Below are 13,901 nucleotides of genomic sequence, written 5' to 3' on the forward strand. Positions count from 1 at the left end.
TTGGGTGGGGACGGTACCGCATGGCGCAAGTGAAGGAAGTGCGCCCGAGGGAGTTTGGGCGGTTAGGTTGCAGTCATGAGCGAGGATGTGCGACTGGTCGCCTGGGTGCGTGGACGCGTCCAAGGTGTGGGTTTCCGCTGGTTCACGCGGGCCAAGGCTCTGGAGATCGGCGGCCTGAGTGGTTTTGCTCTCAATTTGGGCGACGGCCGCGTCCAAGTCGTCGCGGAGGGCGCGCGAGAGGGCTGTGAAGGCTTGCTGGAGTGGCTCGAGGGTGACGACACGCCCGGCCGTGTCGACGGTGTCACCGAGATCTGGGACACACCTCGCGGCGGCTACGACGGCTTCGCCATCCGCTGATCCCACACCGCCGGGCGGCCCTCAGAGGCGCCCGCGACCGGGCCGCCGAGGGCCGCCCCGGACGGAAACCGGCTGGTGATTGCCAAGAATCGCTTGCCTTGGCAGGCTCCGCACGCAAGGATGATCGCCACGCCCCGAGGGCCCCGCAGAAGCCGCAGCGCCGCCGTATCAGGCCGCGCGCGCCCGGTCGGCCCCCAATACGGGGCGTGATCGTGTTGACCGTCAAACTTTTTGGTGAGACGCTGAAAGCCCCGCGCACCTTAGCTGTTTGGCATGGCTGAACGGCGGTACAACTCCAGGCCCTGCCAAACATCGCGGGTGCGAATCCCTCACGACCCACACCGCATCGGTCGGTCACGCATTGTGGAGGACCATCCATCATGGCAAAGGCGCTTCTCGGTTACGTCGGCGGCTCCGACCCTCGACTCCTCGCCGAGATGCGACGGCTCCAGCAGCGCGTCCAGGACCTGGAATCCGAGCTCGGACGGATCCAGGCTGAGAACGAGGCGCTGACGGCTGCCGCTTCTCACGACAGGATCATGGAGAGCGTTGACGCACACCAGGCGGAGCCTGCGCTCACCTGATCACTGCACCGCTCCACAACAGCACAGCAGTGGTTGGGCCGCCCGTCATAACCGCTAAGTTGTCAGAAGTGCAAGGGACGCCGTCGGCGTCCCTTCTTTCTTTCCCCCGCATCCTTTCACCGTCTTTAACGTGTGGTGTGCCCTGCGCGTTCAGCGGCGAAACCGTGGGTTCATGGAGTGAGACGAACCCGGGCGGTAGAGTCCGGCGGCGTGCACCTCAAGGCCCTGACCCTCCGCGGGTTCAAGTCGTTCGCCTCGGCGACCACACTCCGGTTCGAACCGGGGATCACGTGCGTCGTAGGACCGAACGGCTCGGGCAAGTCCAATGTCGTGGACGCGCTGAGCTGGGTCATGGGCGAGCAGGGCGCCAAATCGCTGCGCGGCGGCAAGATGGAGGACGTCATCTTCGCCGGCACCACCGGCCGCCCCCCGCTGGGCCGCGCCGAGGTGTCCCTGACCATCGACAACTCCGACGGGGCCCTGCCCATCGAGTACGCCGAGGTCACCATCACGCGGATCATGTTCCGCAACGGCGGCAGTGAGTACCAGATCAACGGCGACACCTGCCGCCTCCTCGACATCCAGGAACTCCTCTCCGACTCCGGCATCGGCCGCGAGATGCACGTCATCGTCGGACAGGGCCAGCTCGACTCCGTGCTGCACGCCGATCCCATGGGCCGTCGCGCCTTCATCGAGGAGGCCGCCGGCGTCCTCAAGCACCGCAAGCGCAAGGAAAAGGCGCTGCGCAAGCTGGACGCGATGCAGGCCAACCTCGCGCGCGTGCAGGACCTCACCGATGAACTCCGGCGTCAGCTCAAGCCCCTCGGCCGCCAGGCCGCCGTCGCCCGCAGGGCCGCCGTCATCCAGGCCGACCTGCGCGACGCCCGGCTGCGGCTGCTGGCCGACGACCTCGTACGGCTGAAGGAAGCCCTCAACGCCGAGGTCGCCGACGAGGCCGCACTGAAGGAGCGCAAGGAAGCCGCCGAGCAGGACCTGAAGAAGGCGCTCCAGCGCGAGGCACTCCTGGAGGACGAGGTACGGCAGCTCACACCGCGCCTCCAGCGTGCCCAGCAGACCTGGTACGAGCTCTCCCAGCTCGCCGAGCGGGTGCGCGGCACGATCTCGCTGGCCGACGCCCGCGTGAAGAGCGCCACCTCGGCGCCCCCCGAGGAACGGCGTGGCCGCGACCCCGAGGACATGGAGCGCGAGGCCGCCCGCATCCGCGAGCAGGAGGCTGAGCTGGAGGCGGCCCTGGAGGCGGCCGAACGCGCTCTGGAGGACACGGTCTCCCACCGCGCCGAGCTGGAGCGCGCGCTCACCCAGGAGGAACGGCGCCTGAAGGACGCCGCCCGTGCCATCGCCGACCGGCGCGAGGGACTGGCCCGGCTCAGCGGCCAGGTCAACGCGGCCCGCTCGCGCGCGGCCTCCGCCCAGGCCGAGATCGAACGCCTGGCTGCCGCCCGCGAAGAGGCCCAGGAGCGGGCCGTCGCCGCCCAGGAGGAGTACGAGGCCCTCAAGGCCGAGGTCGACGGCCTCGACGCGGGCGACGCCGAACTGGCCGAACAGCACGAGGCCGCGAAGCAGCGGCTCGCCGACGCCGAGGCCGCCCTGACGGCAGCCCGCGAGGCCGCCACGGCGGTGGAACGGAAGCGCGCCGCGACCCAGGCCCGCCACGAGGCCCTGGCGCTGGGCCTGCGCCGCAAGGACGGCACCGGAATACTGCTCGCGGCGAAGGACCGCCTCTCCGGCCTGCTCGGCCCGGCGGCGGAACTCCTGACGGTGACCCCCGGACACGAGGTCGCCCTCGCGGCTGCCTTCGGAGCGGCTGCGGACGCCATCGCGGTCACCACCCCGGCATCAGCGGCAGACGCGATCAGACTCCTCCGCAAACAGGACGGAGGCCGGGCCACTCTGCTCCTGGCAGGAGCTACCGCCCCCAGGGGCGCGGGGAACTGCGCGACCAGCCCCGACGAGCCCGCGGACGAACGACGAGACTTCGCTGCCGACCTGGTCCGCGGCCCCGCCGAGCTGATGCCCGCCGTACGCCGGCTCCTTCAAGGAATCGTCGTGGTCGACACCCTCGAGGACGCGGAAAACCTCGTCTACACCCACCCCGACCTCACCGCCGTCACCGCAGAAGGCGACCTCCTCGGCACCCACTTCGCCCACGGCGGGTCCGCCGGCGCCCCCAGCCTCCTCGAAGTACAGGCCTCCGTCGACGAGGCCGCCGCCGAGCTGGAAGAGCTGGCGGTGCGCTGCGAGGAGCTGACCGAGGCCCAGCACGAGGCAGTCGAACGCCGCAAGGAGTGCGCCGCGCTCGTCGAGGACGTGGGGGAGCGCCGCCGGGCCGCCGACCGGGAGAAGTCGTCCGTCGCCCAGCAGCTCGGCCGGCTCGCCGGGCAGGCACGCGGCGCGGCGGGGGAGGCCGAGCGGTCCACGGCCGCCGCCGCCCGGGCGCAGGAAGCCCTCGACAAGGCCCAAGCCGAGGTCGAGGAACTCGCCGAGCGACTCGCCGTCGCCGAGGAGATGCCGATCGAGGAGGAGCCCGACACCTCCGTACGGGACCGGCTCGCCGCCGACGGTGCCAACGCCCGGCAGACCGAGATGGAGGCCCGCCTCCAGGCCCGTACGCACGAGGAACGGGTCAAGGGCCTGGCCGGACGTGCCGACTCGCTGGACCGGGCGGCCCGCGCGGAACGCGAGGCACGCGCGCGTGCGGAGCAGCGGCGGGCCCGGCTGCGGCACGAGGCCGCCGTCGCCGAGGCCGTCGGCTCGGGCGCCCGGCAGCTGCTCGCGCACGTCGAGGTCTCCCTGGCCCGAGCCGACGAGGAGCGCGCCGCCGCCGAGGCCGCCAAGGCCCGCCGCGAGCAGGAACTCGCCCGCGCCCGGACCGAGGGACGCGATCTCAAGGCCGAACTCGACAAGTTGACGGATTCGGTCCACCGAGGCGAGGTACTCGGCGCCGAGAAGCGGCTGCGGATCGAGCAGCTGGAGACGAAGGCGCTGGAGGAGCTGGGTGTCGAACCGGCCGGACTGGTGGCGGAGTACGGACCGCACCAGCTCGTGCCGCCCTCGCCCCCCGCCGAGGGCGAGGAGCTGCCGGAGGACCCGGAGCACCCGCGCAACCGGCCGAAGCCGTATCTCCGGTCCGAGCAGGAGAAGCGGCTGAAGTCGGCCGAGCGTGCCTACCAGCAGCTCGGCAAGGTGAACCCGCTCGCCCTCGAGGAGTTCGCGGCACTGGAGGAACGCCACCAGTTCCTCAGCGAGCAGCTCGAGGACCTGAAGAAGACGCGGGCGGACCTCCTCCAGGTGGTGAAGGAGGTCGACGAGCGTGTCGAGCAGGTCTTCACCGAGGCCTACCGGGACACGGCCCGGGAGTTCGAGGGCGTGTTCTCGCGCCTGTTCCCGGGCGGCGACGGGCGGCTGATCCTCACCGACCCCGACAACATGCTCACCACGGGCGTCGACGTCGAGGCCCGGCCGCCGGGCAAGAAGGTCAAGCGGCTGTCGCTGCTCTCGGGCGGGGAGCGGTCGCTGACCGCCGTGGCGCTGCTCGTGTCGATCTTCAAGGCGCGGCCCAGCCCGTTCTACGTCATGGACGAGGTCGAGGCCGCCCTCGACGACACCAACCTCCAGCGACTGATCCGGATCATGCAGGAGCTGCAGGAGGCCTCGCAGCTGATCGTGATCACCCATCAGAAGCGCACGATGGAGGTCGCCGACGCGCTGTACGGCGTCTCCATGCAGGGCGACGGTGTGTCGAAGGTCATCAGCCAGCGCCTTCGCTAGATGGATGCGGTCTACACCGGTCTCACCTGCGACGCTCAGTGGCTTCAATTCTTGAACACACTCTCGCCACACTCCTGTCGCAGATTCACGTCTCCTGACCTATTGACTTCGAAACTTGAAGGCATAGTCTCGGCAACGTTCCTTTTACCTTCAGGTACCTTCAGGTGGACCTCGAAGGGCTGATCCCCTCCGGCAGCGTTGCCGGTGGCCTGAGGAGTACACGTGACCAGCACAGCGCAGGCACCCAAGTCCGGAGCCAGGACGGCTCACCCCGAGCATCTCGGGCACGTCATCTTCATCGCGGCGGCGGCCGCGATGGGCGGTTTCCTCTTCGGCTACGACAGTTCCGTGATCAACGGTGCCGTCGAGGCCATCCGGGGCCGCTACGACATCGGCTCCGCAGCCCTCGCACAGGTCATCGCCGTCGCCCTCATCGGCTGCGCCATCGGGGCCGCGACCGCCGGCCGGATAGCCGACCGCATCGGCCGCATCCGGTGCATGCAGATCGCCGCGGTCCTCTTCACGGTCAGCGCCGTCGGCTCCGCGCTCCCCTTCGCCCTGTGGGACCTCGCCTTCTGGCGGGTCGTCGGCGGCTTCGCCATCGGCATGGCCTCCGTGATCGGCCCGGCGTACATCGCCGAAGTCGCCCCGCCCGCGTACCGTGGCCGGCTCGGCTCCTTCCAGCAGGCCGCGATCGTCATCGGCATCGCAGTGTCGCAGCTCGTCAACTGGGGCGTGCTGAACGCCGCCGACGGTGACCAGCGCGGCGAGCTGATGGGCCTGGAGGCCTGGCAGGTCATGCTCGGCGTCATGGTCATCCCGGCCGTTCTGTACGGCCTGCTCTCCTTCCGGATCCCTGAGTCCCCGCGCTTCCTCATCTCCGTGGGCAAGCACGAGCGCGCCCGGGAGATCCTCACCCAGGTCGAGGGCAAGAACGTCGACCTGGACGCCCGCGTCGCCGAGATCGAGCACGCCATGACCAGCGAGCACAAGTCCAGCTTCAAGGACCTGCTCGGCGGGAGCTTCTTCTTCAAGCCGATCGTCTGGATCGGTATCGGCCTGTCGGTCTTCCAGCAGTTCGTCGGCATCAACGTCGCGTTCTACTACTCCTCGACGCTGTGGCAGTCGGTCGGCGTCGACCCGGCGGACTCGTTCTTCTACTCCTTCACCACGTCGATCATCAACATCGTCGGCACCGTGATCGCGATGATCTTCGTCGACCGCATCGGCCGCAAGCCCCTCGCGATCATCGGCTCGGTCGGCATGGTCGTCGGCCTGGCGCTGGAGGCCTGGGCGTTCTCGCACCCCCTGGTCGACGGCACGCTGCCGGCCGCGCAGGGCTGGATCGCCCTGATCGCCGCGCATGTCTTCGTCCTCTTCTTCGCCCTGTCCTGGGGTGTGGTCGTCTGGGTCATGCTCGGCGAGATGTTCCCCAACCGGATCCGGGCCGCCGCCCTGGGCGTGGCCGCCGCCGCGCAGTGGATCGCCAACTGGGCCATCACCGCGAGCTTCCCGTCGCTGGCCGAGTGGAACCTCTCCGTGACGTACGTGATCTACACGGCCTTCGCCGCGCTCTCCATCCCCTTCATCCTGAAGTTCGTCAGCGAGACGAAGGGCAAGGCCCTGGAGGAGATGGGCTGAGCCCGCCCCCCGAACTCGGGGAGAAGGGCCAAAGTCCCCGCTGCCCCTCTCCCCGTAACCCGCCGCCGCCCCGGTTCGGCCACTGCCCGAGCCGGGGCGGCGGTCTGTCGTCTCACCGGATCTGGACGCCGGCGCAGCTGCCCCCCGGCAGAAAGCCGGGCACCTCGTCCGCCTCGGCGAGTAGGTTGCTCCCGTCCAGGATCGGAAGGCCGTGGGCACCCAGTGAGCGCACCGCCTCGCAGCCCCGCACCGTCCGGCGGGGGCGTCAGTCCCGGCAGCGCCCGCTCGCGGGCTCAGCCCGTCAGCCCCGGCAGCACCCGCTCGCAGAAGAGCTGCAGGCTCCGCCATCCCTCCTCCACCGGCATCCCGCCCGCCAGCGGGTGCAGCACATAGGAATCCAGACCCAGCTCCGCGCACGCCTCGGGCGTGAGGATGCGGTACACGCCCTCGGCGCGCAGTTCCCCGACGGTCGTCGCGGCCGACTTCACCGCCGAGCGCACCCCGCTCGACTGCCAGGAGGCGTACGTCCGCGCCTCGTGCAGGAAATGCTCGCCGTACTCCGCCCAGGCCCGGTCCGGGTCCTCGGCCACGTGCAGCAGCGGTGTCTCGGCGGCGGGCATCATGACCCAGCCCTCGGTGCCGTACTCGGCGAGCCGGTCCTTGTAGTACGCCTCCAGCTCCGGCAGATGCGCGCTGGGGAAGAAGGGCAGACCGAGCCGGGCGGCCCGGCGGGCGGCGGCCTGGGAGGAGCCGCCGACCAGGAGCAGCGGATGCGGGTCGGTGTACGGGCGCGGGGTGATGCGGACCGTGCGGCCCCGGTAGGCGAAGGGCTCGCCCGTCCACGCCTTCAGCAGCGTCTCCAGCAGCTCGTCCTGCAGCCGGCCGCGCCGGGCGAAGTCCACGCCGAACAGGTCGTACTCCTCGGGCCGGTACCCGATCCCGGCGACCGTCACCAGCCGGCCGCCGCTCAGCAGGTCCAGCACGGCGATCTCCTCGGCCAGCCGCAGCGGGTCGTGCAGCGGGCCGATGATCGCCGATACGGTGACCGCGACACGCCGGGTCGCGCCGAAGACCGCCCCCGCGAAGGCGAACGGCGACGGCAGCCAGTTGTTGTCGGCGCCGTGGTGCTCCTCCGTCTGCACCGTCGTGACGCCCCGGTCGTCGGCGTACGAGGCCATCTCCAGGGCCGCCCGGTAGCGGGCGCCGAGTTCCGCGGGGCCGGCTCCCGGAGCGACGAGGTTGAAGCGTGCGACCGTGACGGGCATGGGGGCGTCTCCCTTCACCGGGCGGGTGTCCGGGGGACGTTAGCTGACGGGGCGTCAGACATCCAGGGGTGTGGAGATCCGGCGGCCCTCGGCCACGCAGGGCGGCGCGAGCGGGGTGACCCGGGGGCCCATGGCTGATACTGGACGCGTTATGGACATCGTCATCCTTGCTGTAGTCATCGCCGTGGTCGTGCTCGGCGCGCTCGGCGGGCTCATCGTCGGCAGCCGGCGCAAGAAGAAGCTGCCCCCGCCCCCGCCCGCAGCGCCCGACATCACCGCCCCACCGGCCGAGCCGCATGTCGGCGACGAGGCCGAGACGCCGCGGGAGGAACCGCGGCGCACGATAGAGGAGGTGGATCTTCCGGACGGTTCGGCTCCCGTCACCGTCGAGGAGCCGCCCGTCGAAGCTCCGGAGATCGAGATCCCGGAGCCCACCGCGGGTCGCCTGGTCCGGCTGCGGGCCCGTCTCTCCCGCTCGCAGAACGCCCTCGGTCAGGGGCTGCTCACGCTGCTGTCGCGCGAGCACCTCGACGAGGACACCTGGGAGGAGATCGAGGACACGCTGCTCACCGCCGACGTCGGCGTGCAGCCCACCCAGGAACTGGTCGAGCGCCTGCGCGAGCGGGTCAAGGTGCTCGGCACCCGCACCCCCGTCGAACTGCGCACCCTGCTGCGCGAGGAACTGCTCACGCTGGTCGGCCGTGACATGGACCGCGTGGTCAAGACCGAGCCGGAGGACCGCAAGCCGGGCATCGTGATGGTCGTCGGGGTCAACGGCACCGGCAAGACCACCACCACCGGCAAGCTCGCCCGCGTCCTGGTCGCGGACGGCCAGAGCGTCGTCCTGGGCGCCGCCGACACCTTCCGGGCCGCCGCCGCCGACCAGCTCCAGACCTGGGGCGAGCGCGTCGGCGCCCACACCGTGCGCGGACCGGAGGCCGGGGACCCCGCCTCCGTCGCCTTCGACGCGGTCAAGGAGGGCAAGGAGATGGGCGCGAACGTCGTGCTCATCGACACCGCCGGCCGCCTGCACACCAAGACCGGCCTCATGGACGAGCTCGGCAAGGTCAAGCGGGTCGTGGAGAAGCACGCCCCGGTGGACGAGGTGCTGCTCGTACTCGACGCCACGACCGGCCAGAACGGCCTGGTCCAGGCCCGGGTCTTCGCCGAGGTCGTCGACATCACCGGCATCGTGCTCACCAAGCTGGACGGCACGGCCAAGGGCGGCATCGTGGTCGCGGTCCAGCGCGAGCTGGGCGTTCCGGTCAAGCTCGTCGGGCTCGGCGAGGGCGCGGACGATCTGGCGCCGTTCGAGCCGGAGGCGTTCGTTGACGCCCTTATCGGGGAGTGAGCTCCGGACCAGCCGAGCGGAGCACCTCCGGAGAACCGGACGGACACGGCGAAGCGCCCGCCCCGAGACACCGTCGGGTCGGGCGCTTGGCCGTGAACAGGGTCAGGGCTGTGTACGGGGTCAGGCCCGTGACCGGTGCGCGACATACGCCAGCGTGCCCAGCACCAGGCGGGCCTCCGGTGCCCTGGACGCCGAGTCCAGGGCGGGGGAGCGCAGCCAGCGCACCGGGCCGAGGCCGCCGCGGTCGGAGGGCGGCGCCGTGATATGCGTACCGGGTCCGAGGCCGCGCAGGTCGAGGGAGGCGGCGTCGTCCCAGCCCATGCGGTAGAGCAGACCGGGCAGATCGGCTGCGGCGCCGGGGGCGACGAAGAAGTGGGCGCGGCCGTCCGGGGTCACCGCGACCGGGCCGACGGGCAGACCCATGCGCTCCAGCCGGGCCAGCGCACGGCAGCCGGCGGGTTCGGCCACCTCGATGACGTCGAAGGCCCGGCCGACCGGCAGCATCACCGAGGCGCCGGGGAACTCGCCCCAGGAGTCGGTCACGTCGCCCAGCGTCGCCCCGGCGGGGATCACCGGCGCGAAGTCCAGCGGATGCGCGCCCGGAGCCGGGCAGTCGCCGCGGCCGCAGGAGCAGGCGCCCGCCGACGCCCGGGCGCCCGGCACCACGTCCCAGCCCCACAGTCCGGTGTACTCGGCCACGACGGTGCCGTCCGATGTGCGGCCGCGGCGGCGCGAGCCGGACCGGATGTCGCGCATGCCCCGGCTGATGCCGATCGTGAAGCCCATGCCCCCTCCAACGGGTCCGACGCACCGATGGTTACGCAGCGCTCGCTCTGTGTGACTCTCTGTTTCCGCCTTCCCGAGCGGCGGTCCGTTCACTCAGCGCCCGGGAGTGTCAAGGGTGGTGCGCTCGACGACACGCGCCCCTCAGTGCATCGCTGCACCCGCTCCTGGTTGTGCTGTGTCAAGTGAATCGCGAGGAGGCGTACGTGAGTTCATTCGAAGGGGTGGCGAATGGTGGCGTTTCCGTGTGAGCCGTGGCTGGACGGGTGATCGTAGGATTACTTTGTGTGCACGAGTCCTGGGGGCACATGCGCTCGTGGGTATGCCGGAGGCAAGTCGGTATTCCGTTCGATGGGTGACAAGGGACGGACGGACGGCCGTACGAACCGGCATGCTGTTAGGGCTTGGCGCACTCGGCGACAAGTGGTCTCAGGGATGGGGGCGTTCCAGTGAGCGGCAACGGCGGAAGCGGAACGAACGCGACGCACGCTGACAAGCGCCCGAACGAGCTGCTCACCTCCTGGTTCGTGCGCAGCGGCTGGTCCAAGGGCGAGCTCGCCCGCCAGGTCAACCGCCGGGCACGCCAGCTGGGCGCCAACCACATCTCCACGGACACCTCGCGCGTACGCCGCTGGCTCGACGGCGAGAACCCGCGCGAGCCGATCCCCAGGATCCTCTCCGAGCTGTTCTCGGAGCGTTTCGGCGTCGTCGTCTCCGTCGAGGACCTGGGGCTGCGCACCGCGCGCCAGTCACCGTCCGCGACCGGCGTCGACCTGCCCTGGACGGGCCCGCAGACCGTGGCCCTGCTCAGCGAGTTCTCGCGCAGCGACCTGATGCTGGCGCGGCGCGGCTTCCTCGGGAGCTCGCTGGTCCTGTCTGCGGGCCCGGCCCTCATCGAGCCCATGCAGCGCTGGCTCGTCCCCTCGCCCCCGGCCCAGCGGCCGGAGTCCGAGCCCGCCGGGCGCGCCCGGGGCCGGCTCTCCAAGCCGGAGCTGGACCTCCTGGAGTCCACGACCGTGATGTTCCGGCAGTGGGACGCCCAGTGCGGCGGCGGCCTGCGCCGCAAGGCGGTCGTCGGCCAGCTGCACGAGGTGACGGACCTGCTCCAGGAGCCCCAGCCCGAGGCCACCACCCGGCGGCTGTTCAAGGTCGCCGCGGAACTCGCCGAGCTGGCCGGCTGGATGTCGTACGACATTGGGCTGCAGCCGACCGCGCAGAAGTACTTCGTCCTCGCGCTGCACGCCGCGAAGGAGGCCGGTGACCGGCCCCTCGGCTCCTATGTGCTGTCCAGCATGAGCCGGCAGATGATCCACCTCGGGCGGCCCGACGACGCGCTGGAGCTGATCCATCTCGCGCAGTACGGCAGCCGCGACTGCGCGAGCCCGCGCACCCAGTCGATGCTGTATGCGATGGAGGCCCGCGCCTACGCCAACATGGGACAGCCCGGCAAGTGCAAGCGGGCGGTCCGGATGGCCGAGGACACCTTCGCCGACGCCGGCGAGTGGGACGAGCCGGACCCCGACTGGATCCGCTTCTTCTCCGAGGCCGAGCTGTACGGCGAGAACTCGCACTCGTACCGCGACCTGGCCTATGTCGCCGGCCGCAGCCCGACCTACGCCTCGCTGGCCGAGCCCCTGATGGAGCGGGCCGTGCGGCTGTTCGCCGAGGACGGCGAGCACCAGCGGTCGTACGCGCTCAACCTGATCGGCATGGCCACCGTGCACCTCCTGAAGCGCGAGGCCGAGCAGAGCACGGTCTTCGCCACCCAGGCCATGCAGGTCGCCAAGAAGGTCCGCTCCGAGCGGGTCAACACTCGTATCCGAAAGACGGTCGACACGGCCGCGCGGGACTTCGGCGACCTCGGCGAGGTGGTCGACCTCACCGAGCGGCTCGCCGCCGAGCTGCCCGAGACCGCGGAGGCGGTCTGACCGCCACCCTCCTGGACCCCTGAACCCCGGCCGCGGCCGGCCCTCCCGAACTGCCCGACTCGGCTCCCCCATGCCAGGTCATCGGAAGGCCGGCCGCGGCCGGCCTGTGTCCTGAGGACAGCGGGGACCGAAGGTTGCGCCACGATAACGATCGGCGCGCCCGCAATCCGGCAGTTCATCGACGCGTAACACAGAACGCGCCTTCGTCACGGCCGCGAAACAACGAGGGGCTTCCACCGAAACCGCGCTGCGCCAATCTCGTGGCGCATAACCGGCCCACCCCTCAATCCGCTCGAGGCTTCGCCCGCACGGGGCCGTACCAACGACGAGGAGACGCCGATGGCACCAGCCATCACCCTTGCCGCAGAGGCACCCAAGCTGTCTGCCGCCAACACAGGGTTCATGCTCATCTGTTCCGCCCTGGTGATGCTCATGACCCCGGGTCTGGCCTTCTTCTACGGAGGCATGGTCCGCGTCAAGAGCACCCTGAACATGCTGATGATGAGCTTCATCAGCCTCGGGATCGTCACCATCCTGTGGGTGCTGTACGGCTTCTCCATGGCGTTCGGCACCGACTCCGGCAGCCTCATCGGCTGGAACTCGGACTGGGTCGGTCTCACCGGGGTCGACAAGGGCGAGCTGTGGGGCACGTACAACATCCCGCTTCTCGCCTTCATGGTCTTCCAGCTCATGTTCGCGATCATCACGCCCGCCCTGATCAGCGGTGCTCTCGCGGACCGCGTGAAGTTCTCCGCCTGGGCGCTGTTCATCGCGCTGTGGGCCACGATCGTCTACTTCCCCGTCGCCCACTGGGTCTGGGGCGAGGGCGGCTGGGCCTTCGACATGGGCGTGATCGACTTCGCCGGTGGTACGGCGGTCCACATCAACGCGGGTGCCGCGGCGCTCGGCGTGATCCTCGTCATCGGCAAGCGGGTCGGCTTCAAGAGGGACCCGATGCGCCCGCACAGCCTCCCGCTGGTCATGCTCGGCGCCGGTCTGCTGTGGTTCGGCTGGTTCGGCTTCAACGCCGGCTCGTGGCTCGGCAACGACGACGGCGTCGGCACGCTGATGTTCGTCAACACGCAGGTCGCCACCGCCGCCGCCATGCTGGCCTGGCTCGCCTACGAGAAGATCCGCCACGGCGCGTTCACCACGCTGGGCGCCGCCTCCGGCGCGGTCGCGGGTCTGGTCGCCATCACCCCGGCCGGTGGTTCGGTCACCCCGATGGGCGCGATCGCCGTCGGCGCCATCGCCGGCGTCCTCTGCGCCATGGCCGTGGGCCTGAAGTACAAGTTCGGCTACGACGACTCGCTCGACGTCGTGGGTGTCCACCTCGTCGGCGGTGTGGTCGGCTCCATCCTCATCGGCTTCTTCGCCAGCGGTAAGGGCCAGTCCGACGCCACGGGCGTGTTCTACGGCGACCACAAGTTCGACCAGCTGTGGAAGCAGCTCGCCGGTGTCGGCGGTGTGCTCGCCTACTCCCTGATCGTCTCCGCGATCATCGCCTTCGTCCTCCACAAGACCATCGGCATGCGGGTCTCCGAGGACGAGGAGGTCGCCGGCATCGACCAGGCCGAGCACGCCGAGACCGCATACGACTTCAGCGGTGCCGGTGGCGGTGCCGCCAAGACGGCCGTCACGGCCCCGGTCGCCGCGGCCGCGAGCAAGAAGGTGGACGCATGAAGCTCATCACCGCCGTCGTGAAGCCGCACCGGCTCGACGAGATCAAGGAGGCCCTGCAGGCCTTCGGAGTACACGGCCTGACGGTCACCGAGGCAAGCGGCTACGGTCGTCAGCGAGGCCACACCGAGGTCTACCGCGGTGCCGAGTACACCGTCGACCTGGTCCCCAAGATCCGCATCGAGGTCCTGGTCGAGGACGACGACGCCGAGCAGCTGATCGATGTCGTGGTCAAGGCCGCCCGCACCGGCAAGATCGGTGACGGCAAGGTCTGGTCCATCCCGGTCGACACGGCCGTACGGGTCCGGACCGGCGAGCGCGGCCCCGACGCGCTCTGAGGCAGGTGAACAGAACAGGAGTCGCTGGGTGACCGGTACGGACGTGCACAAAGAAGCAGAGGACTCGGGACCCAGCGGCTACGCGGCGGCCCGGCTGCGTCTCCTCCACGAGAAGACGCGCCCTGGGCCGCCGCGCCGCGCCGCGCTGGCGCGCCTCACCGACGACTGGCTGCACGCGCTGTTCA

Annotated in this window: 10 protein-coding genes; 8 read left to right on the top strand and 2 right to left on the bottom strand. The window is 70.5% G+C overall.

From position 1 onward, the window contains the following. Positions 1 to 75: 75 nt before the first annotated feature. The 4 genes from ACWIF2_RS26615 (at position 76) to ACWIF2_RS26630 (ending at position 6,371) form a co-directional block, all read left to right on the top strand. On the top strand, positions 76 to 357 hold the full coding sequence (locus tag ACWIF2_RS26615; RefSeq protein ID WP_189727968.1) for an acylphosphatase: 282 nt from the start codon (positions 76 to 78) through the stop codon (positions 355 to 357). A 380-nt stretch (positions 358 to 737) separates the two neighbouring features. After that, on the top strand, positions 738 to 941 hold the full coding sequence (locus ACWIF2_RS26620) for a hypothetical protein (protein WP_030852030.1): 204 nt from the start codon (positions 738 to 740) through the stop codon (positions 939 to 941). A gap of 210 nt (positions 942 to 1,151) precedes the next feature. Further along, positions 1,152 to 4,730, top strand: a complete 3,579-nt coding sequence (smc, locus tag ACWIF2_RS26625) for a chromosome segregation protein SMC (protein WP_454363204.1) — start codon at positions 1,152 to 1,154, stop codon at positions 4,728 to 4,730. A 222-nt stretch (positions 4,731 to 4,952) separates the two neighbouring features. Further along, the gene (locus ACWIF2_RS26630) at positions 4,953 to 6,371 is read left to right on the top strand and encodes a sugar porter family MFS transporter (protein ID WP_454363205.1); all 1,419 of its coding nucleotides are present in this window, start codon (positions 4,953 to 4,955) and stop codon (positions 6,369 to 6,371) included. A 293-nt stretch (positions 6,372 to 6,664) separates the two neighbouring features. Here ACWIF2_RS26630 and ACWIF2_RS26635 read toward each other — a convergent pair whose 3' ends face one another. Beyond that, the gene (locus ACWIF2_RS26635) at positions 6,665 to 7,636 is read right to left on the bottom strand and encodes an LLM class flavin-dependent oxidoreductase (RefSeq protein WP_454363206.1); all 972 of its coding nucleotides are present in this window, start codon (positions 7,634 to 7,636) and stop codon (positions 6,665 to 6,667) included. Positions 7,637 to 7,787: 151 nt separating this feature from the next. Between ACWIF2_RS26635 and ftsY the strand changes: the two genes are divergently transcribed. Beyond that, positions 7,788 to 8,987: a signal recognition particle-docking protein FtsY gene (ftsY, locus tag ACWIF2_RS26640; protein ID WP_454363207.1), complete on the top strand. Its 1,200-nt coding sequence runs from the start codon at positions 7,788 to 7,790 to the stop codon at positions 8,985 to 8,987. A 120-nt stretch (positions 8,988 to 9,107) separates the two neighbouring features. On the opposite strand, the gene ACWIF2_RS26645 is transcribed toward ftsY, so the two are convergent. Beyond that, complete coding sequence (locus ACWIF2_RS26645; RefSeq protein WP_454363208.1) at positions 9,108 to 9,773, bottom strand: bifunctional DNA primase/polymerase; 666 nt, start codon at positions 9,771 to 9,773, stop codon at positions 9,108 to 9,110. A 446-nt stretch (positions 9,774 to 10,219) separates the two neighbouring features. Between ACWIF2_RS26645 and nsdA the strand changes: the two genes are divergently transcribed. The 3 genes from nsdA to ACWIF2_RS26660 all read left to right on the top strand — a co-directional run bounded on the left by nsdA (position 10,220) and on the right by ACWIF2_RS26660 (position 13,716). Next, positions 10,220 to 11,698 carry a transcriptional repressor NsdA gene (nsdA, locus tag ACWIF2_RS26650; protein ID WP_454363209.1) on the top strand — a complete coding sequence of 493 codons (1,479 nt, stop codon included), beginning with the start codon at positions 10,220 to 10,222 and terminating at the stop codon, positions 11,696 to 11,698. Between the two features lie 339 nt (positions 11,699 to 12,037). Continuing rightward, positions 12,038 to 13,381, top strand: a complete 1,344-nt coding sequence (locus tag ACWIF2_RS26655) for an ammonium transporter (protein WP_454363210.1) — start codon at positions 12,038 to 12,040, stop codon at positions 13,379 to 13,381. Next, positions 13,378 to 13,716 carry a P-II family nitrogen regulator gene (locus ACWIF2_RS26660; protein ID WP_003993253.1) on the top strand — a complete coding sequence of 113 codons (339 nt, stop codon included), beginning with the start codon at positions 13,378 to 13,380 and terminating at the stop codon, positions 13,714 to 13,716. Before ACWIF2_RS26655 ends, ACWIF2_RS26660 begins: the two co-directional genes overlap by 4 nt. Positions 13,717 to 13,901: the final 185 nt, after the last annotated feature.

This window comes from Streptomyces sp. NPDC055506, from assembly GCF_053643595.1.

Bases quoted from the DNA above. Each gene is read 5' to 3' on its own strand.
- ACWIF2_RS26615 (WP_189727968.1), top strand. From the start codon at position 76: ATGAGCGAGGATGTGCGACTGGTCGCCTGGGTGCGTGGACGCGTCCAA.
- ACWIF2_RS26620 (WP_030852030.1), top strand. From the start codon at position 738: ATGGCAAAGGCGCTTCTCGGTTACGTCGGCGGCTCCGACCCTCGACTC.
- ACWIF2_RS26635 (WP_454363206.1), bottom strand. From the start codon at position 7,636: ATGCCCGTCACGGTCGCACGCTTCAACCTCGTCGCTCCGGGAGCCGGC.
- ftsY (WP_454363207.1), top strand. From the start codon at position 7,788: ATGGACATCGTCATCCTTGCTGTAGTCATCGCCGTGGTCGTGCTCGGC.
- ACWIF2_RS26645 (WP_454363208.1), bottom strand. From the start codon at position 9,773: ATGGGCTTCACGATCGGCATCAGCCGGGGCATGCGCGACATCCGGTCC.
- ACWIF2_RS26655 (WP_454363210.1), top strand. From the start codon at position 12,038: ATGGCACCAGCCATCACCCTTGCCGCAGAGGCACCCAAGCTGTCTGCC.
- ACWIF2_RS26660 (WP_003993253.1), top strand. From the start codon at position 13,378: ATGAAGCTCATCACCGCCGTCGTGAAGCCGCACCGGCTCGACGAGATC.